The following is a 24,947-nucleotide window of genomic DNA, read 5'->3' as shown; positions in this document are numbered from 1 at the left end:
AGATCAGGACGGTCTTCGATGGCTGCTCCAGGTTCAACCCTCCGCCATTTGGACGACGACGACGGACTCGCGCCGGCCCTTCGCCTCGTATAGACATTATCCATCGGGAAGAAAAGGAAAGCGGAGGACGGCCTGCCGTCGACCCCTATCAGCCAAGTGTCCCTGGCGGAACCGATCCACCTGCCGCCGCCGTTCACATTGGTGCGGCTACGCGAGGGTGGTGACGCTTTTGTTCATGCATGCCGCATTGCACCGGAGAGCGGCGCCGGCACGCTGGTCTATGTCGGCCGCTTTGACCTCGCGGAGTTCGCGGTGGTGCTCGAGCCGACCGAGCCGTTACGCAGCGCGCGGCGCGCATTCTACGCCGGCATGGTCGCGCTCACCGATGCCCTGCGCGCCTACGCGCCGCCGAGCAAGCCCATCACGATCGGCTGGCCGGACGCCGTCAGGATCGACGGAGGCTTGATTGGCGGCGGCCGCCTGGGATGGCCTCTCGCCGCCAATGAGGAGGAGGTGCCGCCATGGCTGGTCTTCGGCGCGATGATCCGGACGGTGGCCATGACTGACGACGAGCCGGGTGTCCATCCGCTTGCCTCGGCGCTCGACCAGGAGGGCTTCGGCGAGGCCGGCGCGGCGCAGATCACCGAGAGCTTTGCCCGGCACCTGATGCTGGCCTTCGACGGTTGGCGGGCGGACGGCTTTGACGGCGTTGCGCGTGAATACCTCTCCCGGATGCCGCGCGAACGGCAGTCCGTCCAGCGCATCGACGATGACGGCGATCTCCTCACGCGCCGGATTGGCGCGGGCGCGATCGAACGTCGCGACCTCATGCAGGCGCTTGCGACGCCGTCCTGGCTCGATCCGGCACTCGGGGGACCACGGCTGTGAAGCTCCTGCGGACCATCGCGCTCGATCCCTCCGACACATTCGTATTTGACGTGGCGGCAGAGCCGGGCGAGTGGGCCGTCTCCGGTGCCTTCCGCTTCTGGGACTGCGACGCGGCGTCGCTCGAGGGCAAGGCGCGCGCGGCGTTTCGCGGCGGTTTCCTCGGGGTGCAATCCTGGGGCTGGTCGACGCTGGCGCAGATCGTTCCGGCGACTGCGGACGACTACCATGGCTTGGTCGATCTCCTGGCAAAGCAACTCGTCGATCGCTTCGGTGCGCCGGACGTGGCGACCGCGAGGGCGGCCGCCGAAGAGGAGGTGGCGTTCTCGCAGTCGCTCTGCAGCCACCCGATCAGCTCGCTTGTTGCGGTGCACCGGGCAGTGAGCGACGGCGAGGTCCGCGAGTCGTTCCGCAGGCTGCAACTTCGTGAGGGGCAGGGGCACAGCAAGGCGTTCTCGTTCATGGAAATGGAGGACGACCTCGAGCCTGACGGCAGTCTCAGGCTTGCGGATCTCGGCCGGGGACCGTCAGTCAGATGAACGATTTCTGGATCGCCTGCGGCCATCACCTGCTCGATCGGGACGAGGGCGGTGGACTGCGCGTCACCGACGACTTCCTCAAGGCCTATTTTGCCCGCCCCGAGCTGATGCCGCCGGAGGATGCGTGCCCGGTCGAACGCCGGCTGCACCGCGAACTGCTCGTCGACCCGCGCCAGGCGGTCGGCGCGGACGAGATTGCATCCCTTGCCGATCCCGACGCCCGGGAGAACTGGCAGTTCGTGCTGGCCTTTCGGGATCTATTGTTGCGGCATCCGACGCTCGAAGCCGCCTATCTCGCATCGGTGCGATCGGGCGCGAGTGACCTGCCGCCGCTCTTCGTCAACCAGCTTGTGCACGTCATCCTGCGCAATGCGCTCGATGGCTGTGACGATCCGTTCGTGCTGCGCGCGGCCGAGCTGTTCTTCCGGATCCAGCGGGTCCTGCCGCATGAACAGGCCGTGCTGCTCGGCGACGAGGAAATCGTCGGCGGCCGGACTCCGACGCCGGTGCTGTCCCTGATGTCGATGCTGGGGGCCACCACCGACGCCGTTGTTGATGTGTTGAGCGAAGAGACCGCCGCAGCCTATTGGCAGCGCAGCGACCAGTTCGACATGGCCCTCGATCTCACGGCTGGCGGACGCGGACCGACTGCGCTGGCACAGGTAATGACGCGCTGGATCTCCCATCTCCTTGCCGTCGACGTCATGATCGAACCGCTGCGCGCGCTTCAGGACGAGAAGCTCACTTGGTATGTCGGGCTCGATGCCGACTCCACCCGGCTGGGCGACCGGCTCTGGCACGGCGAGGAACTCGACCAGCGCAGCGCCGATCGGGTGCTCGCACTATTCCGGCTGACCTTTGCGGATGCAAACCGCGCGCTTGACGATGTCAGCGGCGAGCCGGTCTACCTGATCTTGTCGATGACGGCGGACCAGAAGCTCCGGATGAAGCCGCAGAATCTCTTGACCGGGCTGCCGGTGAAGGGGCTGGAGATGGCGACATGAGTCCCGCGGCGCGCCCATTGTTCTCCATTGCCGTCGGTGTCGTGGTCGAGCGGCGCAAGGCAGATTCGCCCTGGGTCGATTTCATCTGGCGCGGGGTTGCCGTGCTGCCGGACGAGCCGGCCACACGCCCCTGGACCGTGCTTCGCGAGCAGGACGGCACGACGCTGTTCTACGCCGGACGTGCGACCGTGGATCTCTATCCGTCCGAGACGGCGCGCTATCGCGACAATCTCGCCTCAGGCAATCCGAGTGTATGGATCGTGCTGTCGCCTTCGGAAGGCGCCTCGCCCTATGCCGTTGCCGCGGTGACTGCCGATCCGGCGGAAGGCGAGGGCTTCACTGAAGCCGCGGACAATCTCGTCGAGGCCGTGCCGATGCCGGAGGTGCTGCGCGAGGCAATTGAAAGCTTCGTCGCCGAGCACCATGTCGAGCGGGAATTCGTCAAGCGCAAGCGGCGCCGTGCCGACCCGGAGGCGCTGGCGCGGCGAGAACACGAGGGCGGACAGGAATGAGTGAGGAGGAGTTCCTTGCCCGTTGGTCCCGCCGCAAGCGCGAGGCGCGAGCGGAGCCGGCGCAGCCTGCTGTGGCTGAGCCCGCGCCGCCGTCCGAGGTCGATGACGACGCGAGCAAGATCGATCTCTCCAGCCTGCCGTCGATCGACGAGATCGATGCTGCGACCGACATCACCGCGTTCCTGCGCAAGGGTATTCCACAGGACTTGGGTCGTGCGGCTCTTCGCCGCGCTTGGGCGGCCGATCCCGCCATTCGCGATTTCGTCGGTCTCGCGGAGAACGCCTGGGACTTCAACGATCCCACTGCGATGCCGGGGTTCGGGCCACTGGATTGTTCCTCCGAGGAACTGGCCGCGCTCGTCGATCGGATTGTCGGCGGCGTACGTGAGGCGGCGCAGTCCCTCGCCGAAGCGTCGATTGAAACAACGGATTCTTCCGCACAATTTCATCAAGCCGATGCTCCCGACCCGACGGATGTCACGGAGCCGCTGGGTGAGACGGAACGCGCGACGATCCCTGTTGCAGTGCAGCCAACGGTGGCGGACACATGGGCGGAGCTTGCCGAACCTGTCAGGCCACGTACCCACGGTGGTGCACTGCCGCGTTAAACAGCAGCCCGGTAAGCCGTAGACCAAAGGCTATAGGCTGCGGCTATGGTCGAGCGATTGACGGCTCGGGGAACCAGGATTACGCTTGCTCTAGTGCTTTGTAACAAATGACAATATTCAGCAGACGGGACTCTTGGATGGGAGGTCCACGTGCGTGATGACGGGCTTGAACGCGCGATCGATGCCGCAGGCGGCATCGCTCAGCTTGCGCGCAAAATAGGCATCAGTCAGCCGTCCGTCTCGACCTGGTCCCGCGTGCCCGCACAACGGGTGGTTGCAGTTGAAGGCGCCACCGGTGTTCCTCGCAACGACCTGCGGCCCGATCTCTACGAACAGGCGATGCCCCCAGATACTGTCGATCCCATCGATGCCGCGCGGGCGCAGGAATATGCCCTGCTGGCGACGTTGCTGTCCGCGCCGCCGTCGAAGCGATTGCTCGACCAGCTTGCAGCCTTGGGCGGTGACGCAACACCGCTCGGACGCGCGCACGCAGCGCTCGCCGATGCCGCCGCGCGCGCGATTCCAACTCAGGTCGAGCGAGAATATTTCGATCTGTTCGTGGGGCTCGGTCGCGGCGAATTGCTGCCCTACGCCTCCTACTACCTCACCGGATTTCTCAACGAACGGCCGCTGTCGCGTCTGCGCGCCGACCTGACGAAGCTCGGCATCGAGCGGATTGCCAACAATTCCGAGCCCGAGGATCACGCCGCGATCCTGTGCGAGATCATGTCGGGCCTTGCCGATGGCTGCCTGGATGCTCCGTCCGAGGCTCAGCGCGCCTTCTTCGACAAGCACCTGTCGCCCTGGATGGGGCGGCTCTTCGCAGACATGGAGGGCGCCGGCAATGCGCGTTTCTATCGCGCGGTCGGAGCGCTCGGACGGACGTTCATCGAGATCGAGACGGAAGCATTCACATTCGCCAATTGATCGACGCGCGTCGGTCCTGGGAGAAATGCGATGAGTGACGAGACGAAAGCAAAGGTCGGACGCCGCGACTTCCTTCGCCAGGTCGGCATCGGCACGGTCGGCGCCGGCGCGACGCTTGCGACTCCGTTGGTCGGGTCGGCGCAGGCGGACAGTGAAAACAACGATGAGAAGCGCAAGGCGCGTTACAAGGAATCCGATCACGTGAAGACGTTCTACCGCGTCAATCGTTATCCGGCCTGAGAGGGAGGCTGCCGTGCTTATCAAGCGAACACATCAGCGTTCCGATCGCCGCGGCTCCGTTGCCGAGTCCCTTGCGGGCCAGGGCGGAGGACTTGATCGCCGTACGTTCCTGCGCAGGTCGGGCCTTGCCGGCGGCGCTCTTGCCGCACTGGGGACCTTGCCGGTCGGCAGTGTGCGCAAGGCTGAAGCGGCCGCAGCCGGCCCGCTCGCCGCCGGCGCCGTCGTCAAGAAAAGCATCTGCACGCACTGCGCGGTGGGCTGCACAGTCACGGCGGAAGTGCTCAACGGAGTCTGGGTCGGGCAAGAGCCGAGCTGGGATTCGCCGATCAACCGCGGCTCGCATTGCGCCAAGGGCGCCTCGGTGCGCGAGCTCGTGCACAGCGATCGCCGTCTGCGCTATCCGATGAAGCTCGTGAACGGGCAATGGACGCGCGTGTCGTGGGATACGGCGGTGAACGAGATCGGCGACAAGCTGCTCCAGGTGCGCGAGAAGTCGGGCAGCGATTCCGTCTACTGGCTCGGCTCGGCCAAGATGACGAACGAAGGCTCCTACCTGTTCCGCAAGCTCGGTGCGTTCTGGGGCACCAACAACACCGACCATCAGGCCCGTATCTGCCACTCCACCACCGTCACCGGCGTCGCCAACACCTGGGGCTATGGCGCGATGACGAACAGCATCAACGACATGCGCAACTCCAAGACGATGCTGTTCATCGGCAGCAACGCGGCGGAAGCGCATCCCGTCAGCATGCAGCACCTGCTCGAAGGCAAAGAGCTCAACAAGGCGAATTTCATCGTCTTCGATCCGCGCCTGACCCGCACCGCGGCGCACGCCACCGAATATGTCCGCATCCGCCCCGGCACCGACATTCCCGTGCTCTACGGAATGATGTGGCACATCCTGAAGAACGGCTGGGAAGACAAGGAGTTCATCGCGCAACGCGTCTACGGCTTCGACGACCTGCGCAAGGAAGTCGAGAAATGGAATCCGCAGGAGGTCGAACGCGTTACCGGCGTGCCGGCAGCCCAGCTCGAGCGCGTCGCCAAGATGTTTGCGACGGTCAAGCCCGCGACCATCATCTGGTGCATGGGCCAGACTCAGCACACGGTCGGCACCGCCAATGTGCGGGCGAGCTGCATCGCCCTGTTGATGACCGGCAATGTCGGCAAGGCCGGCGCCGGCGCCAACATCTTGCGCGGCCATGACAACGTGCAGGGTGCGACCGACGTCGGTCTCGATATCGTGACTCTGCCGTTCTACTACGGCCTTGCGGAGGGCGCTTGGAAGCACTGGTCACGCGTGTGGGAGGTCGACTACGAATATCTGGTCTCCCGCTTCGACGAGAAGAAGCAGATGGAGACCCCAGGCATCCCGCTGACACGCTGGTTCGATGCCGCGCTGTTGCCGAAGGCGGATGTCGCTCAGAAGGACAACGTCAAGGCCGTCTTCGTCCAAGGCCACGCCAGCAACAGCATCACCCGCATTCCGGAGTCGATGAAGGGTCTGAAAGCGCTGGATCTCTTGGTGATCGCGGATCCGCACCCGACGACCTGGGCGTCTCTGGCCGTGGAGGCGGGACGCAAGGACGGAGTTTATATCCTGCCCGTGGCAACGCAGTTCGAATGCGCGGGATCGCGCGTCGCCTCCAATCGGTCGATGCAGTGGGGCGAGCAGATCGTCAAGCCGATCTTCGAGTCCAAGGATGATCTCGAGATCATCTATCTAATGGCGAAGAAGTTCGGCTTCGCCGACAAGATGTTCAAGAACATCAAGGTCGAGAACAATCTTCCCCTCGCTGAAGACGTGCTGCGCGAGATCAACCGCGGAAGCTGGTCAACCGGCTATTGCGGGCAGTCGCCTGAGCGCATCAAGGCGCACATGAAGAACCAGAACAAGTTCGATCTGGTGACGATGCGCGCGCCAAAAGACGATCCGGAGGTCGGCGGCGACTATTACGGTCTGCCGTGGCCGTGCTGGGGCTCGCCCGAGGTGAAGCATCCGGGATCGCCATTGCTCTACAACAACAATCTGCACGTGATGGACGGCGGCGGCGCGTTCCGGCCCCGGTTCGGCATCGAGCGCGAGGAAAAGCTGCCGGACGGGACGACGCGGAAAGTGAGCCTGCTTGCCGACAAGTCCTTTTCCAAGGGCTCGGAGATCGAGGACGGCTACCCCGAGTTCACGCTGGCGAGCCTGAAGAAGCTCGGTTGGGACACGGATCTCACCGAGACCGAAATGGCAACCATCCAGAGGGTCAATCCGGCAAATCCGGATGCGGTGTCCTGGGCGACGGACCTCTCGGGCGGCATCCAGCGCGTCGCGCTGAAGCACGGCTGCGTGCCCTTCGGCAACGGCAAGGCGCGCATGAATGCGTTCGGTCTGCCGGATCCGATCCCGGTGCATCGCGAGCCGATCTATACGCCGCGCGTCGATCTGGTGGAAAAATATCCGACTCTGCCCGACGCCAGGCAGTTCCGTCTGCCCAATATCGGCTTCTCGGTGCAGAAGGCGGCGGTCGAGAAGGGGATCGCGAAGCAGTTTCCGCTCATCCTCTCCTCGGGTCGTCTGGTGGAGTATGAGGGCGGCGGCGAGGAGACGCGCACCAATCCGTGGCTCGCCGAGTTGCAGCAGGACATGTTCATCGAGATCAGCCCGGCCGATGCCGCCGATCGCGGCATCAAGGACGGCGGCTGGGTCTGGGTGAGCGGCGCCGAGAACAACTCGCGGGCCAGGATGAAGGCGCTGGTGACCGAACGCGTCGGCAAGGGCGTCGCCTGGATGCCGTTCCATTTCGGCGGTTGGCTCGGCGGTGTCGATTTGCGCAAGAACTATCCCGCCGGTACCGACCCGATCGTGCTGGGCGAGAGCGCCAACACGATCACGAGCTACGGCTACGATCCTGCAACGGGCATGCAGGAGCCGAAGGTCACGCTTTGTCAGATCGTCGCGGCTTGAGGGAGCAACGAACATGGCTCGAATGAAGTTTCTCTGCGACGCTGACCGCTGCATCGAGTGCAACGCCTGCGTCACCGCCTGCAAGAACGAGCACGAGGTGCCCTGGGGCATCAACCGGCGCCGCGTCGTCACCATCAACGACGGCAAGCCGGGCGAGCGCTCGATCTCGATGGCCTGCATGCATTGCACCGACGCGCCTTGCGCGGCGGTTTGCCCGGTCAACTGCTTCTACACCACGGCGGATGCCGTGGTGCTGCACTCCAAGGACCTCTGCATCGGCTGCGGCTATTGCTTCTACGCCTGTCCGTTCGGCGCGCCGCAATATCCGAAGGTCGGCAATTTCGGCTCGCGCGGCAAAATGGACAAATGCACCTATTGCGCCGGCGGCCCCGAAGCCGACGGCAGCAAGGAGGAGTACGAGAAATACGGCGCGAACCGGCTGGCCGAAGGCAAGCTGCCGCTCTGCGCTGAAATGTGCTCGACCAAATCGTTGCTTGCGGGCGACGGCGAGATCATCGCCCAGATCTACAAGGAGCGCGTCATGAAGCGCGGCTATGGCTCGGGCGCATGGGGTTGGAAGACCGCCTATCGCGAGTCGATCGAATCTTGAGATAGGCAGCTAAGGGCGCGCAAGACCGGGGAGGACGTGATGGCGTCATTTGGAAGGTTCATTCGCCTGGCTTTCGGCGTTTGCACGCTGCTTCTCTTGGTGATGGCGGCGCCCGCGAACGCCCAACAGGTCAATCCGACTGCAAGCTCGGTGAGGGAGCAGCAACTTCTGCAGGAGCTGAACCGGATTCAAGGGCGTGTCAGCATTCCGGATCAGCGGTCCGGCGTCCTCGAGCAGCCGCAGGGACGGGAATGGCGGGAATTCCGGATGGTGACGCTGCCCTGGATCGGCGGCATTGCCATTATCGGAATGATCGCCCTGATCATGATCTTCTATCTCACCCGCGGCATGGTTCGGCTGGAAAGCGGCCGCTCGGGCCGCACCATCGTGCGCTTCAACGGCTTCGAGCGTTTCGTGCACTGGATGACGGCAACCTGCTTCATCATCCTGGCGATTTCCGGCCTCAACGTCACCTTTGGCCGGCAGCTGCTTTTGCCGCTGATCGGTTTCGAGGCCTTCTCCGAATGGTCGCAATGGGCGAAATACGCCCACAATTATCTGAGCTTCCCGTTCACGCTTGGGGTCGTGCTGATCTTCCTGATGTGGATCGGCGGCAACATTCCCAATAAGGCGGATATCGAATGGGCCAAGCGCGGCGGCGGCCTGATCGGGCACGACCATCCACCGGCCTACCGCTTCAATGGCGGCCAGAAGATGATCTACTGGATCGTCGTGATCGGCGGTGGGCTCGTCGCCGCGAGCGGCTATGCGCTGATGTTCCCGTTCTACGGCACGGGCATCGAAGGCATGCAACTGGCCCAGATCGTCCACTCCATCGTCGCGGTCCTGTTCGTCGCAGCGATGATCGGGCACATCTATATCGGCACCATCGGAATGGAAGGTGCATTCGAGGCCATGGGCTCCGGCGAAGTCGACGTCAACTGGGCACGCGAGCACCATAGCCTCTGGCTCGAGCAGCAGAAGGCGCGAACGGGTCCAAACGACAGTCAGCCTCAACCTGCGACCGCGGCGGCCGAGTAGCGCGAAGAGCCTAAAAGGGAGACGGCCTGCTCTAGCGTGCGGTCTCTTTCGCAAACAAGACGGAGCGGTCCTGCATCTCCTGTTCAGGAAGCTTGTTGGCCTGCCCTGCCTGCAGCTCCTCGATGGATGGCATGCCGCTCCGACCGTAATGGAACAGGACATGTGATCTGAGCACGCTGGTGGCCGCACCGGCGAGAAGCACGGCTGCAATGAGCGAGAGCATGAGGCGTTTCATGCGCATCTCCGTTTGCCATGTCCACCCGACACGATGGATACACGGAGATTGTCTCGCGCGATGTGGGCCACCTCACAGTCGAGCACGACATGCCGATGGTGATGACGGTCTCCGACCGCTTCGTGGTGCTCAACTACGGTCGCATCATCGCGGAAGGGCCGTCCGACGAGATCTGCAACGATCCGGCAGTCATCAAAGCCTATCTCGCATGGAGGCGGACGTGCTTGATATCCGGGACATGGTGTGTGGGTACAGCGGCGTCACCGGACGCGCGGGAGCAACAAGCGCCGCGATGATGGCATCCCGCTCCTGTTTTGCCCGACGTGTCAAAGGATCGATGGTGCCGACCTGACTGTAAAATTCGTCTTTGAAAACAGAGGCTTCTCTACTGTGCATGGGGTTGTTTCGCGGCTCTAATCCAGCAAGCGGCGGACGGCGTCGACGAGGACCCCGTCTTGTCGCCGCAGGGCCTCGAGAATGGTGAAATGGTCGGCGCCGTCGACCGGAATGAGCTTGCCGGGCGCCTTCGCCGCCGCGCGCTTGTCGTGGAGATTGATGGAATCGCACACCAGCGCCGGCAGCTCGTTGCGGCCATAGGCGATGTCGAGCCGCTTCGGCGTGGGGGGCAGGCGCAGCGGCGACAGCGCGGCGATTTCCTCATCGGTGAGCTTCAGCGCGTTATTGAGGTTGGTATCGCGGATGGGCGCGAGCTCATACACGCCTGAGATCGCCAGTCCCGCATGGACACTCGGATGGTCCAGCGCCATCGCTGCGAGATGGGCGCCGGCAGACCATCCCGACAAGACGACCGGTCCGGCAACGCCATAGGACGCGCCATTGGCGGCGAGCCAGTCGAGCGCGCGCGGGACCTCGGCGACGATGTCGGTGAGGGACACCTCCGGCGCCAGCGAATAGCCGGGAATGGCAACCGACCAGCCATGGGCGGCGATGCCTTCGACGAGCATGGCGAACAATTCGCGCGAATTGCGCTGCCAGTAGCCGCCATGCAGGAACACCAGGCATGGCGCCTCAGGCCTGGCAGCCGGGTAGAGATCGATCTTGTTGTTCGCCCGCGGACCGTAAGCCAGATCGAGATGGGATTTCAGCCTGCCTCGCAGCCGGCCAGAGGCTTCGTTCCGCTCGGCGATCAGGGCCGCGCTGTTCTTGACGGCTGCGTTGTTATCATAGGCAGCATCGCGTTCCGCTTGGGACAGCCCGGACCATGCGCAACGGGGATCGAGCGGCCGACCTGTCGAATGAGCATTCTCAACCATAATCTCTCCGATACGGCCCTGGCTGCATCCTTGTTCTCCACCTCAGTTGCAATCTAACCGCGGCATCGCGGCATCGCGATGCCCGCGCGCCATGCACCTGTCAATCCGGATTGTCGGGAAAACAGCTGAAAGGCGATGGACGCCGCTGAAGCCTTCTATCAGAGCGTTGATCCGATGATGCATCAAGCGCTCATTTGTCCATCAGACCATGCCATGTCGTCGCTGGTTGTCTGCGAGCCTGTGTGGTCTGACGATATCTAATCTGCCAATTCCGAAACCACTGCGATCCACCATTGACGTGGATCAATCACGACGCCTGCCGGCGGCGTCCAGCTGCGCATGGCCGAGCAGCTGACCTGATGCGGCTGCGGCGACACAGCCGCCTCGGAACTCCGTGACTAAAGACAACAACGAGCCAGTTGCAAATGCGGTGGACGCTATGATGCTTCCGTTTCTCGTCGGCACGCTGGTTAGCCTGGCTTGTATCGGATTGCACGCACTGGTGACGGTCATTGCGGTCAGTATTGCACGCAGCGCGGGTTTGCGTCACACGGCACGGCCGAGATCGCACTTGATGGGCGTGATGATGGCCACGGCCGTGGTGTTGATGGTCGCTCATGTACTGGAAGTCCTCGTGTGGGCAGCGACTTACAGCATCGTCGGCGCGGCAGCTGCTGAAGACGGGCTGCTCTATTTCGCGTTCGTCAATTATACGACTCTCGGCTACGGCGATATCACGCCTGTGCGCGAGTGGCGGCTCATTGGCCCACTGACAGCCATGAATGGGGTGCTGCTGTTTGGATGGTCGGCGGCCGTGCTGTTCGAGGTCCTTCGCAAGACGCTCGACCATCTCGAAGCCGCCAAGGCGCCTCGATCAGCTTCGGGGTAATTCGAGCACCGCAGTGGAGCAGCGTAGTGATATGATAATCGCGAACAGCGCGCCGAAGCCGACAGAACGTCGGCTAAAAATCCCGATGCCGTCAGGCGAGGAGGGCACTGGGGTTGGTGACGAAATGTCAGTATTCCTGCTGCTATGCAGGCATTCAAATCATCGTCATCGGCGTATCGAAGGTCGCGCAATCGCCATTGAACGGCGCGTCAGGCGCCGTCCAATCGTCGCTGATCCAGGTGCGATCGAACCATATAGGTCAAGACTGCAGATCGAGACCGGCGAGCTGCTGCCGGTCGAGCAGAACGATCTGCCGCTGAGTGTTGCCCACGAAGCCGAGAACGCCGAGCTCATGCAGGCGTGAGAGAGCGCGCGAGACGGTTTCCAGCGTCAGGCCAAGGTAATCCGCGATATCGCGCCGCGACATCGGCAGCGCCATGACTCCCGCAGCCGTCAGACGCTTGTCCATCTCCAGCAGGAAGGCCGCGACCCGCTCCAGCGAGGTCTTGCGTCCTAGCAGCAGCATGTGGTCTTCGGCATGCTGGAGATTGTTGGTGGTCATGCTCAGGAGATTTCTAGCCACCATTGCGTCGTTCTGGGCGACCGTTTCGAGACTATGCCGCCTCACAAGGCGCACGGTGGTGTCGACGATCGCCTCGGTCGTAAACCGGTGCTCGCTACCATTCTCGAGCCCGAAGATGTCCCCGACGAGGTGGAATGCGCCGATCTGGCGCCGGCCGTCCGTTAGCAGCTTGTAACTTCGTACCGCTCCGGACTTGACTTGGTAGACATATTCCGCCGGCTCTTTCTCCCCGTAGATCTCGGATCCCTTTCGGTAGGAAAATTCGCTTAAACTGACCAACGCATTTGACTCACTTTTCATGCCGAGGTCACGGAGTGAATTGGGGCGTAGGGCGGAATCCGTTGTGATGCGAACAAACATAGGCCAACTCCTCAGCTTGCCGCCGAATTGGTCCGTCAAACGAAATTCTTGGCCGGAAATGCGCCGCGCTATCCCACTCCCGCCCAGGTAGATTTACGAGTATGATGGTGGTTCAATCCATTGGCCCAACGTTCATTGTACCAAGGGACAGGGCAGCCGCTTGGATGCGCAGGATGAGAAGTTGGCAGGCGCTGCGGGAATCTGGCTGATTGCATGACAGATATTTTGAACTTCAATTGTTGAAGATGATTCTGCGGCTTGAGGGGACTTCAATGGTCCCCGTAGGAATTGCGCGAGAGGTGGAAGGTGCCGGGCCTCGTTCACATTGTCGATGACGACGAGTCCTTTCGCACGGCGATCGAGCGCCGGCTGAAGCTCGCGGGCTACGATGTTGCCACTTATGCGTCATCACAAGCGCTGCTGGAGTCAGCGCCGAACGACGAGGAGGCGGGGTGCATTCTGCTCGACGTGCGGATACCGGGATTGAGCGGGCCCGAGTTACAGACCCGATTGGCCGCGTCCGGTTCGACTTTGCCGATCATCTTCCTGACGGGATATGCGGATACTCCAACCACCGTGCGAGCGATCAAGGCCGGTGCGGAAGACTTCCTGACCAAGCCGATATCCTCCGAGCAGTTGATCGATGCCATCGAGCGCGCGCTGGCGAGCCAGCGGGTGTCACGCGCCCAGCGCAGCAGGCTCGATGTATTTCGAAGTCATCTGGCCTCCCTGACACACCGCGAGCGGCAGGTGTTCGATCTCATCGTGCGCGGCCGGATCAACAAGCAGATCGCGCATGAGCTCGGGACCACAGAACGGACCGTGAAAGCGCATCGTCACCAGGTGATGGAGAAGATGCAGGTCCATTCGCTTGCGGAACTCGTTTCGATCGCGGAACGATTGGGAATGCTCGATGTGAATGGCAAATAGCGCACCTGCTTTCAGTTCGCACAGTTCCCTTGATGTGACTTCCCGAAGGGACAATTGAAAAGACGTTGGCGATGCTGCCATGCAGACGAGTGTGCCCAATTGCCCCAATGCGCGATGGAAGGCCGGGTCATAACGCGATCAGCCGCAGACCACCACCGCTGGGACGCTTGAGAGGTCGCCGTGCCGAAACACCAATCCGTCTTCATCGTCGATGATGACCTGTCCGTCCGGACGAGCATGTCCAGGCTGTTGCGTGCGCACGGTTTCGTCGCGACGCTATTCGAGTCGGCGGGCGCCTTGCTGGACTATGGCGGAATGGAAGGGGCGATCTGCATCGTGCTCGACATCGATCTCGACGGAAGTTCCGGCATCGACCTGCGCCGGAGCCTGACGGAGAAGGGCGTCACCGCCCCGGTCATCTACATTACGGGCAACGACAGTCCGGCGAACCGCACCGCGGCGATCACGTCGGGCTGCCTCGCCTATCTGACCAAGCCATTTTCTGCAGAAGCCCTGATCGGGCCCGTGACGCGTGCGGCTGCTGCATAGGTCCCCGCATCGATCACTCCTCGACATGTTGCTCCAGCGTCTTCGCCGGCGCACCTTTGTAGGCGGCCGCGAACTGCGCCAGCGGCACCGAGGTCGTCAGCGCCAGGAGGTTCGAATCGACGAGTTCAAGCATCAGCGCCTTGCCTGATGCCATCTCCTCGATGGTCTTCGGCGCCGCCACGTCGGCTGCTATGCAGAGGTTGGTGAGACACCAGGTATAAGGCAGGCGAAAGGGGGAGCCTTGGTCGATCGTCAATTTGGGCGCCTGTTGAAGATACATGCCGACGGGCACGAACAATTGCAGACGCACTGTTTCGGACCCCTCGCGTTCGATCAGATCAAGCCGCACGGCGATCTGTCCGGTCGGGAATCGACCTGTGATCGAGGTTCGACACAGCGTGGGCGCACCTCCCGGCCTGAAACATAGTTTCTGCCAACCGCCGTAGCTGATGTCCGCTGCTTCACGCTGACCGCGCGTCGCGACTTCGGCCGGCTTGTCGGCTTGGGCTTCCGCCGGCGCGACGCCGCCAAGCGACGTTGCGGTCCCGACGATAGCAATGAGAAGGCCTGCAAGGCAGTCACGGATGTTGGGCATAGTCGCGCCTCCGGATCGGCCACCTATTTCTGCGCATCGAGGAACTTCGTCACTAAGGGCGACCAGAGCGGAATTGCGTCTGGCGAACCGATGAAGAAGTGCCCCTCGCCGCCGAACGGCGGCATCAGATGATATTCGGCCCGGCCGCCGGCAGCGGTGAAGGCAGCATGCATGCGCTTGGACAGGTCGGGCCCAAAGAACGTGTCGTTCTCGATGTAGATCCACAGCATCGGCACCCGCGAGGTGCGCCCGAAATCCGCGGTGGCTTCAACCAGCTTGTCCGGCGCGCAATTGTTGTTCGGCTTGCCGCCGACGCGCCCGCCACGGCCTGCGGCAAAAGTAATGATTGTCTTCACCGGTGGCGGGTTCACGCTGGATAAGGCGATCGAGGCCCAGCCGCCGGCAGACTGGCCGACCACGATCACGTCCTTGGGGATGATGCGTTTCTCGGCGGCGAGATAGTCGATGATCTCGAGATCGACCTTTGCGACGGCGAGCCCTGCGTCACGAAAGTTGGGATTGGAGCAGTTCCCGATCTTGGAGAAGAACGGTCCGTAGATGCCACGTTCGGGAATGTCGATGGCTGCTGCACCATAGCCGGTGCCGACCGGAGCCACGACGAGGTAGCCGCGCCGGGCAAACCATTTGGCGGCGTCCCGGAACTCGACGAGCGGAAAGAAGCTGCGATCGGTCGGGTTGAGCGACACGCCGTGATTCATGATCACGAGAGGGAAGGGACCATCGCCGACCGGGCGCACCAGATAGGCGAACATCGGCAGCGGTAGTGGCAACACCCAGACTTCCTCCTGGATCCGGACTTGGTCTTCGGCGCGTGCGGGCGCGGCAAGCGTGCCAAGAATGGACAGCATGACTGCGAAGATTTGGCCGATTGCCGGGAGAGGCGTTCGCATCTCGGCCTCCTTACCCTGTGAACGTGGCGGCCACCACAATCGGGCCGAGGACGGTGAGGACGACATTGCCGACCGCGTAGGGCACGGCGACGCCGAGCACCGGGGTTTGGCTCTCGGCAACGTCACAAGCCCCCGTGACGGCGGCATCGACCGTCATGGCGCCGGCGAGCGCGCCGCAGGTCACTACCGGGTTCATGCGCAGAAGGTAATAGGCAACGAGCGTTCCTATCGTCATCGGAATCAGCGTGACGACGATGCCCATGCCGACCAGCAGCAAACCGTGCGCCTGAATCGCAGACCAGGCGGCAAGCCCGTTGCCGAGTCCGATGGCCGCTATGAAACCGCCGAGCCCGAGATCGCTCAAGGTTTGCTGCGCTGCCGGCGGCATCGCGCCGATGCCGGGCCTGCGCGTCCGCAGCCAGCCGCAGACGAGCCCCGCGATCAACGCACCGCCACCGCCACCGAGCGTCAGCGCGACGGTGCCGACCTTGAAGCTGGCAAGACCGGCCAGCAGACCCACCGCGATGCCCGCAGCAACGAAGGCGATGTCGGTCCGATCGCTGGTATTAAGGGCATGTCCCACACGCTCCGTTGCCCGCGCGATGTTGCCGGTGCTGCCGACCAGCGTCATGACGTCGCCGATATAGATCCGCGTGTCGGGACCGAGAGGTACCTCCCGACCCATGCGCGTGAGCGCGCGCAGGAATACACCGCGCGCATTGTCGCCCAGCCGCTCGACGATCTCGCGAAGCGAGCGGCCGTGCAACTGACGGTTTTCAACGAGCACCTCGACTACGTTGCCCGGCAGGCTGCTCAGCAGTTCCCCCGCATCGATCTCGGTCCCGATGATGGGCTTGGCCGCGACGATCGCAGCGGTCGGACCGGCAATGACGATGTCGTCGCCGGCCTCGATCACGGTGTCATGCTGCACCTTGATGTCGGCTCCGCGGCGCACGATGCGTTCCACCACCGTACGGCTGCCGATCTCGGCTTCGATCGCACCGATGGCACGGCCCGCGCCCGCTGAGACGCGATAGGCCCGAGCCTGGAATTTGCGGTATGAGAGGTTTTGCGTCTTCGGCGGCGCGCCGCCGGCGAGTTCGGCCTCGAGCTTTTTCGCCTCCGCCTTCAGATCGATGCGCATCAGCCTTGGCGCAACGAACGGCACGAACAGCAGCGTCAGGATGTAGCCGAGCACATAGGTCACCGCGTAGCCCGCGGCGATGTTGGCTTCCTGTTGTTTCAACACCTCGCTTGGGAGCCCGAGCTGCGCCAGCGCGCCCGAGGCTGTTCCGATTACGGAGGACTGGGTCAGCGCGCCGGCGGCCAGGCCCGCTGCTGTCCCAGTATCGAGTGTGAAGACGCGGGCAAAGATGAGCACGATCACGAGCCCGGTCGCTCCGATCACCAGCGCCAGCATGACTTGCGCCAGGGTCCGCACGCTCAACGAGGCGAAGAACTCGGGTCCCGACCGGTAGCCGATCGTGAACACGAACAGGCTGAACAGGATCGCGCGCAGGATCGGCGGAAACGTGAAGCTGCCGAGCTGGCCGATCAGAACGGCTACGATCAGGATGCAGGCAGTCGTTCCGATCGAGAAGCCACGGATTCTGATGCGGCCAAGGACGGTGCCGATCGCGATGGCGAGCAGCAGGAATATTTCCGGTGCGGTGGCGATGATCCACCTGACGGTTTCCATGGCATTCCCCCGGCGCTTTGACGGGATTTGATTGGCGTCCCGGGGATCTTGCTTGATCCAGATCAAGCCTCGGCAGGGACGGCGGGATGCCTATGACGGAATGGAGTATTTGCGGCAGCCCGTATTTCCGAGATGAGTACCCTGGACGTCGCAGCCGGCGCGATCCGCCGCGACGAGACGGTCGAGATCGTATTGTTGCTCGCCTTCGCGGGCGGCTTCATCGATGCCTATACCTGGATCATTCACGGCGTGCTGGCGAACGCTCAGACCGCGAATTTGATCTTCCTTTGGGCCTACGGGATGGCGGGTAACTGGGCGAGGGCGTCGCACTTCGTGCCACCGATCCTCGCCTTCGCGGTCGGCATCGTGATCGCTGCCTGGCTGCGTCGTGTCGCCGGCGGGCGCGCCGCGGCGATCAGCACTGTCATCGAGATCGTGCTGTTGATCGTGATTGGTGTCCTGCACAACCGGTTGCCGGACCTGGCGGGAACGCTCGGCATCTCCGTGGTCGCAGCCATGCAATCGTCCATGTTCGCCCGGGTCGAGGGCACCGTTTGCAGCACGGTGATGATCACCGGCAATATGCGTCAAGCCATCGAGAACATGTTTTCGGTCGTGTATGGCGGGGCTCCGCTCGGGACGTTGCGCAAGTCGGGCATCTTCTTCGCATTGTGTGCCGTGTTTGGCTTCGGGGCCGCCGCCGGTGCTTTTGCGACCAAGAACATCCCCGATCTCGCGCTCTGCCTGCCGGTCGTCGCGCTGCTGATTGTGCTGCTGCGCTGCGAAGCGCCCCATCAGGAGCAAGGGCGATGAGCGCACCGTCCGATGCCGGTTGGTGGCGTTTCTTCCCGCCGGCAGGCTGGCTTGCGGCCTATCGCGGCGAATGGCTGCCGTCCGACGCGATTGCCGGCGTCACGCTGGCCGCTTATGCCATTCCGGTCTCGCTCGCCTATGCCGCGTTGGCCGGCCTGCCGCCGCAGATCGGCGTCTATGGCTACATGCTCGGAGGCATCGGCTACGCCTTGCTCGGGTCGTCGCGGCAGCTCGCGATCGGGCCGACGTCAGCGATTTCCCTGATGATTGCAGGGACCGTCGGTGCGCTGGCCGGAGGAGATGCGGTACGCTACGCGCAGATCGCGAGCCTCGCGGCCTTTTCCGTGGCGGTGCTTTGCCTGATCGCCTGGCTGTTCAAGCTCAGCGTTCTCGTCCGGCTCGTTAGCGACAGTATCCTGGTCGGCTTCAAGGCGGGAGCTGGGCTCACCATCATCATGAGCCAATTGCCAAGCCTTCTTGGGGTGGCCGGTGGCGGCCACAATTTCTTCGATCGGGCTGTCAAGCTATTCGGGCAGCTCGGCGGCGTCGATCCGCTGGTGTTAGGCATCGGTGCGGTCGCGCTCTTGTTGCTTCTGCTCGGCGAACGGCTGTTGCCGGGAAAACCCGTCGGCATCACTGTCGTTGCGCTTGCGATCGCTCTGGCAACGCTGCTGGGCCTGCCGGCCCTAGGTGTGCCCGTTACCGGGAAGATACCGGAAGGGCTGCCGGCGCTGGCGGTCCCGACATTTGGCCTGCTGGAGTTCGACGATCTATTCCCTCTCGCCGCAGGTTGCGTGCTCCTTGCCTATATCGAAGGCGTGTCGGCGGCCCGCAGCTTCGCTGCCAAGCACGGCTATTCCCTCGATGTCCGTCAGGAATTCCTGGGACTGGGCGCAGCGAACCTCGCCGCTGCTTTCGGCCATGGCTATCCCGTTGCCGGTGGCCTGTCGCAATCGGCCGTCAACGACAACGCCGGGGCGCGGACGCCGCTGGCGCTGGTGATCTGCTCGGTGACGCTCGGTCTGTGCCTGTTGTTCTTCACGGGGCTGCTGACCAACCTGCCGAAGGCGGTGCTCGCGGCGATCGTCTTCGCCGCCGTTTACAGGCTGGTCGATGTTCGGGCGCTGCTTCGAATGTGGCGGGTCAGTCGGATCGATTTCTACGCGGCGGCCATCGCACTGATCTCCGTGCTGCTGCTCGGCATTCTCCAAGGCGTCTTGCTGGCGTCGATCGCGTCGATCTTCCTGCTACTGGCGCGGGCCTCGCGGCCGAATGTCGCGTTCCTGGGCCGATTGCCCGGCAGCGGTCGGTATTCGGACAGTGCGCGGCACGAGGGCGTCGAGCCGCTGGTCGGCATCATCGCGTTCCGGCCTGAAGCATCGCTGCTTTACATCAATGCCGAGACCATCCTGGAGACCGTTTTGACGGCGCTGCGCAGGTCGTCGGGCGTCCGGCTGGTGGTCTGCGACCTCTCGGCTTCGCCCTACATCGATCTGGCGGGTGCAGGCATGCTGCACGATCTCCACGACGAGCTTGCATCACGCGGGGTGACCTTCTGCGTCGTCGGTGCGCATGCGCAGCTCCGTGACCTCCTGCGTGCCGAGGGGCTGGCGGGCAAGACCGACAGCGACCAGTGGCTGCGGTCGCTCGATAGCCTGCCCAGCGACGACGAGACGCACTCAGCGCAACGAAAGGCTTGACCCCTCCGTGTTGCGCTGCGGGCGGCCTGGCATCGCGAGCCAGAATGCATGCGACCGTTGACTTGGATCAATGGAGGGACCGGGGCCGCACTCACGATCCCGCATCACCTTTGCCCTCATGGATCGGGAGAGACACATGTCCAAAGAGCCCAAGGCCGCGCAAAAGCGCATCGACCAGTTCTTTTCCGGGCCGGGAGCGCGGGCAGACGACTGGCGCGATCTGGTCGAGGCCGCCAAGACCTGGGCCAGGGTCGGCAATCGCGCGGCCTTTGACGCGGCACTCGCCGATCTCTCGATCACTGAGGAATTTCACGGTTATCCCGGTATGCAGCTGATGGCGGCGCTGCGGGAAGCCGCGGCAGCCGGCGACGGCGCGGCCTCGTTCGCCCTTGCCACGAAGATCGCCCAGGCGCTGGCAACGCGGTCCTTCCGCCAGCACGCCGGTGACTGGAGCGCACAGGACGACGGCAACGGCGATGCGCCCGAACTGGTGCCGCCGAGCTTTGGTGCCCACGTGGCACGCCGGCCTTATTTCGAGACCCTGATCGTCACCGGCGTGTCGCCGGGCCAATGGCCGGCGCTGGCGGCCGAATGGCGCAAGCTGCGGCGCCCGGTCGACGCCTTCATCTATGAACCTGTCATCGTCGGCAGCCTGGAGGATGCGTTCTGTGCGACGATGCTCAATCCGAACATCGGTGCTGTCATCATCAACGAGGGCTTCGGCTTGCGTTCGCGGCATGATGCACCGGTGTTGCGCTCGATCATGGCGACGGCAGGCCTCAACGACGAAACTGACGCGTCAGCGCTCCGGCTCGCCCACATCATCAAGCGGGTCAGGCCCGAGCTCGATCTCTACATGATCTCGAACCGCGACGTGGAGGAGCTCGCCGGTAATCCCGAGGCGGACGTGGTTCGCCGCATCTTCTATTCCGTCGAAGAGCTTCTGGAGCTGCATTTGTCGATCCTCGAAGGCATCCAGGATCGCTACGACACGCCGTTCTTCGACAATCTCAAGAAATACGCCCAACGCCCGATCGGCACTTTCCATGCGCTGCCGATCGCCCGCGGCAAGTCGATCTTCAAATCCGACTGGATCCGCGACATGGGCGAGTTCTATGGCCCGAACCTGTTCCTGGCCGAGAGCAGCGCCACCACCGGCGGCCTCGACAGCATGCTAGAGCCGACCGGCAACATCAAGAAGGCGCAGGAGAAGGCGGCGAGGGCGCTCGGCGCCGACCGCGTCTTCTTCGTCACCAACGGCACCTCGACGTCCAACAAGATGGCGGTGCAAGCGCTGCTCGCGCCCGGCGACATCGCGATCGTCGACCGCAACTGCCACAAGTCGCATCACTACGGCATGGTGCTGGCCGGAGCGCAGCCGCTCTATGTCGAAGCCTTTCCGATGACGGAATATTCGATGTACGGCGCGGTACCGCTGAAGACGATCAAGCAGGCGCTGCTGGGCGCCAAGGCGGACGGCCGGCTCGACCGCGTCAAGATGGTCGATCTCACCAACTGCACCTTCGACGGTCACATCTACAACACACGCCGAGTGATGGAGGAATGCCTTGCCATCAAGCCCGACCTCATCTTCCTCTGGGACGAAGCCTGGTTCGGCTTTGCCCGGTTCTCGCCGTTCCTGCGCCGCCGCACGGGCCTTGGCGCCGCCAACGAGATCGAGGCTTGGATGCGCGATCCGAAGTCGGTCGCGGTCTATGAGAAGCAGCAGGCCGAGCTCGGCAAGAGCCCGTCCAACGAGGTGCTGCTCAAGACTCGGCTGATCCCGGATCCGCGCCAGATCCGGCTCCGGGTCTACCAAACCAATTCGACCCACAAGTCGATGTCGGCGATCCGTCAGGGCTCGATGTTGTCGGTCAAGGATGTGGAATTCCACACGGTCGAGCAGCAGTTCAAGGAGGCGGTGTTCACCCACGCCTCCACCAGCCCGAACCAGCAGCTCATCGCCAGCCTCGACATCTCGCGGCGGCAGATGGAGCTGGAAGGCTATGGCCTCGTCGCCAATGCGATCGAGATCGCGTTCGCGATCCGCCAGGCAGTCAACAGCAATCCTCTGATCTCGAGATATTTCCGTATCCTCGGTGCCGACGCCATGGTGCCGGCGCAATACCGCCAGAGCGGCTTCACCGACTTCCTCGCTCCCGGCGTCAACTGGGCGAATACACTCAAGAGCCTGGACGACGACGAGTTCTGCCTCGATCCGACCCGCATGACGCTGGTGTGTGGCATGGCCGGTTATGACGGGACGCAGTTCAAAGGCATTCTCGCCAACGAGTACAACATCCAGGTCAACAAGACCTCCCGCAACTCGGTCCTGGTCCAGTCCAACATCAACAACACCCGCAGCGACGTGGCGCATCTCGTCCGCGTGCTCGCCGAAATCGCGGGCGAGATTGATCGCGGCCTTGCCCAGGGCGGCGCCAATGCTCGGAAGACCTTCGAGGCACGGGTGACGAGCCTGATGAAAGATGTGCCGGATCTGCCGAACTTCTCGCATTTCCACCCGAGCTTCCGTGGCGATGCTGGCACCAAGACCAATGAAGGCGACATCCGCAGCGGCTTCTACGCGGCCTATGACGTTGCCGGATGCGAGCACATCCGCCTCAACGATCCCGAGATCGATCAGCGGCTAAAGGCCGGCCCCGAGCTCGTCTCGGCGAACTTCGTGATTCCCTATCCGCCGGGCTTCCCGATCATGGTGCCGGGCCAGGTCATCACGCAGGAGACCATCGACTTCATGCGCAAGCTGGATGTGAAGGAAATCCATGGCTACGACGCCAAGGAAGGCCTGAAGCTCGTGCGCACGGAAGCTTTGGCGAAACTCGGTCGACCGAAGACCGACGCGAAGCCGAAGCTCAAGGCCGCATCCTAAGGCTTGGAGGGGACTAACATGCAGGCATTCTTTGAGTTTTTGCGGCAGTATCCGTATCTGCTGCTGTTTTTCGTCGTCGGTCTCGCCGTCTATATCGGCCGGGCCAACGTCAAGGGTTATGGCCTCGGCATGGTTGCCGGCGCCATCGTGGTGGGAGCAGGCCTCTCGGTCTGGGCATCCAGTTACGGTGTGAAGCTCGAGCTAAACAATTTCGTCAAGAGCCTGTTCTATTACCTCTTTATGTACGGCGTGGGCTTGCGCGTTGGTCCGTCCTTCATCAACAGCCTGCGAGGCGATGGCATCAAGTTCGTGTTCCTCGCAGTCGTGTCCAGCGTTTTGGGCCTGACACTGGTGGTGCTCGGTGCAAAGCTCTTCGCCCTGCCGCCAGGTGCTGCCGGCGGCATGCTCGCGGGATCGCAGACCATGTCGGCGGCGATCGGCTCGGCAGAGCAGGCGGTCACCTCAGGTGTCGTGAAGCTGCCGGAGGGCATGAAGCCCGAGGAAGCCTCCGGCATGATCGCGCTCTCCTACGGCATCACCTACATCTGGGGCACCGTCGGCATCATCCTGATCTGCAAATACCTGCCGCGCTGGTGGGGCGTCGACGCCAAGGCTGCCGCGAAGCAGTATGAGCGGGAATATGGCGTCAAGGATCTCGAAGGCGGCGGCCTGACCGGCTATCGTCAGTTCGGCCTGCGAGCGTACCGGCTGGAGAACCCGGCCACCGTGGGGATGAGCATCGCGAAATTCCGGGCAATCAATCCCGAGTACCGGATCGTCAATGTGGGACGGAACGGTGAGCCTCAAGGCGCCGATGCCGACCTCGTGCTGCAGAAGGGCGACGTCGTCGCGCTCGGCGGCTCGACCGAGCATCTCACCGAGAAGATGGGTCTTATTGGCCCGGAGGTTGCGGATGCCAAGACCTTGGGCATTCCCATGGACCAGGCGGATATCCTCGTCACCAACAAGGAGATGGTGGGGCGGACATTCGAGTCCTTCCGCGACACGGCGATCGCGGGCCAGTTGCAGGTCACCAAGGTTGAGCGCGGTGGCGTCCAGATTCCGGCCGGTCTCAAGACCAAACTGGAGCGGATGGACATCGTCTCCGTGGTCGGCCTGAAATCAGCAGTCAACGAGCTCGGCGAGAAGTGGGGCCGGATTGCGCGCGCCAATACGTCGACTGATCTTCTGACCCTATCCGTCGGCATGATCATCGGCTTCCTGATCGGCATGATCGAGTTTCCGGCATTCGGCGCCAAGATCGGTCTCGGCAATGCCGGCGGCCTCCTGCTGTCGGGCGTGATCGTGTCCTCGATCGTGTCGCGGCTGCGCTTCTTCGGCAACACGCCCAACGCGGCGCGGAACGTGCTGGAGGATCTCGGCCTCGTCGTCTTCGTCGCCATCGTTGGCGTCAATGCCGGCGCAGGACTGCTGTCGCAGCTTACCGGCGCGATCGCCTTGAAGATCTTCATCGTCGGCTTCATCGCCTGCACGATCCCGCCCTTCATCGTCTGGGCGATCGGCTTCCACGTCTTCAAGATCAATCCCGCCGTGCTGATGGGCGGCGTCGCCGGCGCGCGGTCGCATTCCGGCCCGTGCCGCGAAGCCGCAGTCGAGATCCAGAGCTCGGTGCCCTGGATCGGATTCCCGGTCGGCTATGCCGTCTCGGGCATCCTCCTGACGATCTTCGGCTACTTCGCGATGATCCTGGCGCAATGACCACAAAAGGAGAAAGAAACATCATGAGGAAAGTTGCCATCGGTGCCGTCCTGATTGCCTTGACGACAGCCACTCTCGGTATCAGCACGCAGGCGCGTGCCGATACCGGCCAGGTTGCGGTCGTCTTCACCAAGGGTGGCTTCATCGTCGGGGCCGGTGGCGGAGAGGGAGTTCTGTTCTACCGCGGCAAGAAATACCCGTTCACGGTCTCGGGCATGAGCGTGGGCCTCACCATCGGGGCGTCGACCACGAAGTTCGTCGGTCGGGCGCTCAATCTGAAGGGGCCGGCATCTATCGAAGGCTCCTATGCGGTAGGCGGAGCCGGTGGGGCGATCGCCGCGGGGGCCGGTGCCGTTCAGCTGCAGAACGGCAATGGTGTGATCCTTCAGCTCAGCGGCCCCAGGGTCGGCGCGGAAGTATCGGCTGCGGTCGGCGGCGTTACGATCCGACTCAAGTGAACCGAAGGAGCGACGGGCTG

General features: G+C 63.3%; 24 protein-coding genes and 1 pseudogene. 19 read left to right on the top strand and 6 right to left on the bottom strand.

Going from position 1 to position 24,947, the window contains the following annotated elements:
- Positions 1-156: 156 nt before the first annotated feature.
- The 10 genes from SE91_RS18935 (at position 157) to SE91_RS18890 (ending at position 9,322) form a co-directional block, all read left to right on the top strand.
- On the top strand, positions 157-888 hold the full coding sequence (locus SE91_RS18935) for a biotin/lipoate--protein ligase family protein (protein ID WP_349540752.1): 732 nt from the start codon (positions 157-159) through the stop codon (positions 886-888).
- Positions 885-1,424, top strand: a complete 540-nt coding sequence (locus tag SE91_RS18930; protein ID WP_008553098.1) for a DUF6505 family protein — start codon at positions 885-887, stop codon at positions 1,422-1,424. The genes SE91_RS18935 and SE91_RS18930 overlap by 4 nt, the downstream gene beginning before the upstream one ends.
- Entirely contained in the window at positions 1,421-2,428 is a 1,008-nt protein-coding gene (locus SE91_RS18925; protein ID WP_061848654.1) for a DUF6352 family protein, read from the top strand. Before SE91_RS18930 ends, SE91_RS18925 begins: the two co-directional genes overlap by 4 nt.
- On the top strand, positions 2,425-2,940 hold the full coding sequence (locus tag SE91_RS18920; RefSeq protein ID WP_061848653.1) for a DUF3305 domain-containing protein: 516 nt from the start codon (positions 2,425-2,427) through the stop codon (positions 2,938-2,940). The genes SE91_RS18925 and SE91_RS18920 overlap by 4 nt, the downstream gene beginning before the upstream one ends.
- A complete protein-coding gene (locus SE91_RS18915; RefSeq protein ID WP_008553093.1) occupies positions 2,937-3,548 on the top strand; it encodes a DUF3306 domain-containing protein in 612 nt (203 codons plus the stop codon). The genes SE91_RS18920 and SE91_RS18915 overlap by 4 nt, the downstream gene beginning before the upstream one ends.
- A 150-nt stretch (positions 3,549-3,698) precedes the next feature.
- Positions 3,699-4,475, top strand: coding sequence for a molecular chaperone TorD family protein (locus tag SE91_RS18910; RefSeq protein ID WP_061848652.1), 777 nt, complete (start codon positions 3,699-3,701; stop codon positions 4,473-4,475).
- A gap of 30 nt (positions 4,476-4,505) precedes the next feature.
- Positions 4,506-4,715 carry a twin-arginine translocation signal domain-containing protein gene (locus tag SE91_RS18905; protein ID WP_061848651.1) on the top strand — a complete coding sequence of 70 codons (210 nt, stop codon included), beginning with the start codon at positions 4,506-4,508 and terminating at the stop codon, positions 4,713-4,715.
- A 13-nt stretch (positions 4,716-4,728) separates the two neighbouring features.
- On the top strand, positions 4,729-7,671 hold the full coding sequence (locus SE91_RS18900; RefSeq protein ID WP_061848650.1) for a formate dehydrogenase subunit alpha: 2,943 nt from the start codon (positions 4,729-4,731) through the stop codon (positions 7,669-7,671).
- A gap of 13 nt (positions 7,672-7,684) precedes the next feature.
- Complete coding sequence (gene fdh3B / locus SE91_RS18895) at positions 7,685-8,281, top strand: formate dehydrogenase FDH3 subunit beta (RefSeq protein WP_008553076.1); 597 nt, start codon at positions 7,685-7,687, stop codon at positions 8,279-8,281.
- A gap of 39 nt (positions 8,282-8,320) precedes the next feature.
- Positions 8,321-9,322, top strand: a complete 1,002-nt coding sequence (locus SE91_RS18890; protein WP_061848649.1) for a formate dehydrogenase subunit gamma — start codon at positions 8,321-8,323, stop codon at positions 9,320-9,322.
- A gap of 31 nt (positions 9,323-9,353) precedes the next feature.
- On the opposite strand, the gene SE91_RS18885 is transcribed toward SE91_RS18890, so the two are convergent.
- Complete coding sequence (locus SE91_RS18885) at positions 9,354-9,557, bottom strand: hypothetical protein (RefSeq protein WP_063921151.1); 204 nt, start codon at positions 9,555-9,557, stop codon at positions 9,354-9,356.
- A gap of 71 nt (positions 9,558-9,628) precedes the next feature.
- On the opposite strand from SE91_RS18885, the pseudogene SE91_RS36380 reads away from it, so the two are divergent.
- Positions 9,629-9,785 (top strand): annotated as a pseudogene (locus tag SE91_RS36380) (ABC transporter ATP-binding protein C-terminal domain-containing protein); the annotation flags it as partial.
- A 185-nt stretch (positions 9,786-9,970) separates the two neighbouring features.
- On the opposite strand, the gene SE91_RS18875 reads toward SE91_RS36380, so the two are convergent.
- A complete protein-coding gene (locus SE91_RS18875) occupies positions 9,971-10,831 on the bottom strand; it encodes an alpha/beta hydrolase (protein ID WP_061848647.1) in 861 nt (286 codons plus the stop codon).
- Between the two features lie 439 nt (positions 10,832-11,270).
- Here SE91_RS18875 and SE91_RS18870 point away from each other — a divergent pair, with 439 nt between their 5' ends.
- On the top strand, positions 11,271-11,720 hold the full coding sequence (locus tag SE91_RS18870) for a potassium channel family protein (protein WP_061848646.1): 450 nt from the start codon (positions 11,271-11,273) through the stop codon (positions 11,718-11,720).
- A 259-nt stretch (positions 11,721-11,979) separates the two neighbouring features.
- Here the strand turns inward: SE91_RS18870 and SE91_RS18865 are convergent, their stop codons facing one another.
- Positions 11,980-12,663 carry a helix-turn-helix domain-containing protein gene (locus SE91_RS18865; RefSeq protein ID WP_061851198.1) on the bottom strand — a complete coding sequence of 228 codons (684 nt, stop codon included), beginning with the start codon at positions 12,661-12,663 and terminating at the stop codon, positions 11,980-11,982.
- 306 nt (positions 12,664-12,969) lie between these two features.
- Between SE91_RS18865 and SE91_RS18860 the strand changes: the two genes are divergently transcribed.
- A complete protein-coding gene (locus tag SE91_RS18860) occupies positions 12,970-13,593 on the top strand; it encodes a response regulator transcription factor (RefSeq protein WP_008553056.1) in 624 nt (207 codons plus the stop codon).
- Positions 13,594-13,773: 180 nt separating this feature from the next.
- Positions 13,774-14,142, top strand: coding sequence for a response regulator transcription factor (locus SE91_RS18855; protein WP_008553055.1), 369 nt, complete (start codon positions 13,774-13,776; stop codon positions 14,140-14,142).
- A 13-nt stretch (positions 14,143-14,155) separates the two neighbouring features.
- Here the strand turns inward: SE91_RS18855 and SE91_RS36375 are convergent, their stop codons facing one another.
- From SE91_RS36375 to SE91_RS18840, 3 genes are read right to left on the bottom strand one after another with little or no spacing between them, the layout of a single operon-like run.
- The gene (locus SE91_RS36375; protein ID WP_061848645.1) at positions 14,156-14,737 is read right to left on the bottom strand and encodes an invasion associated locus B family protein; all 582 of its coding nucleotides are present in this window, start codon (positions 14,735-14,737) and stop codon (positions 14,156-14,158) included.
- Between the two features lie 23 nt (positions 14,738-14,760).
- Positions 14,761-15,648 carry an alpha/beta hydrolase family protein gene (locus SE91_RS36370; protein ID WP_061848644.1) on the bottom strand — a complete coding sequence of 296 codons (888 nt, stop codon included), beginning with the start codon at positions 15,646-15,648 and terminating at the stop codon, positions 14,761-14,763.
- 10 nt (positions 15,649-15,658) lie between these two features.
- Positions 15,659-17,347: an aspartate:alanine exchanger family transporter gene (locus SE91_RS18840; RefSeq protein WP_061848643.1), complete on the bottom strand. Its 1,689-nt coding sequence runs from the start codon at positions 17,345-17,347 to the stop codon at positions 15,659-15,661.
- Positions 17,348-17,479: 132 nt separating this feature from the next.
- Here SE91_RS18840 and SE91_RS18835 point away from each other — a divergent pair, with 132 nt between their 5' ends.
- From SE91_RS18835 to SE91_RS18815, 5 genes are all read left to right on the top strand, one after another.
- Positions 17,480-18,160 (top strand): YoaK family protein, encoded by a 681-nt coding sequence (locus SE91_RS18835; RefSeq protein WP_008553047.1) that lies wholly within the window; start codon positions 17,480-17,482, stop codon positions 18,158-18,160.
- On the top strand, positions 18,157-19,860 hold the full coding sequence (locus SE91_RS18830; RefSeq protein WP_061848642.1) for a SulP family inorganic anion transporter: 1,704 nt from the start codon (positions 18,157-18,159) through the stop codon (positions 19,858-19,860). Before SE91_RS18835 ends, SE91_RS18830 begins: the two co-directional genes overlap by 4 nt.
- Before the next feature lie 136 nt (positions 19,861-19,996).
- The gene (locus tag SE91_RS18825; protein ID WP_061848641.1) at positions 19,997-22,750 is read left to right on the top strand and encodes a decarboxylase; all 2,754 of its coding nucleotides are present in this window, start codon (positions 19,997-19,999) and stop codon (positions 22,748-22,750) included.
- An 18-nt stretch (positions 22,751-22,768) separates the two neighbouring features.
- Positions 22,769-24,469, top strand: a complete 1,701-nt coding sequence (locus SE91_RS18820; RefSeq protein ID WP_061848640.1) for an aspartate:alanine exchanger family transporter — start codon at positions 22,769-22,771, stop codon at positions 24,467-24,469.
- 23 nt (positions 24,470-24,492) lie between these two features.
- Positions 24,493-24,927 (top strand): hypothetical protein, encoded by a 435-nt coding sequence (locus tag SE91_RS18815; RefSeq protein ID WP_061848639.1) that lies wholly within the window; start codon positions 24,493-24,495, stop codon positions 24,925-24,927.
- Positions 24,928-24,947 lie beyond the last annotated feature (20 nt).

This window comes from Bradyrhizobium sp. DOA1, from assembly GCF_001593325.1.
Classification (GTDB): Bacteria; Pseudomonadota; Alphaproteobacteria; order Rhizobiales; family Xanthobacteraceae; genus Bradyrhizobium.
Note: the sequence above shows the minus strand (reverse complement) of the source record. Positions and strands in the feature narration are given on the sequence as shown.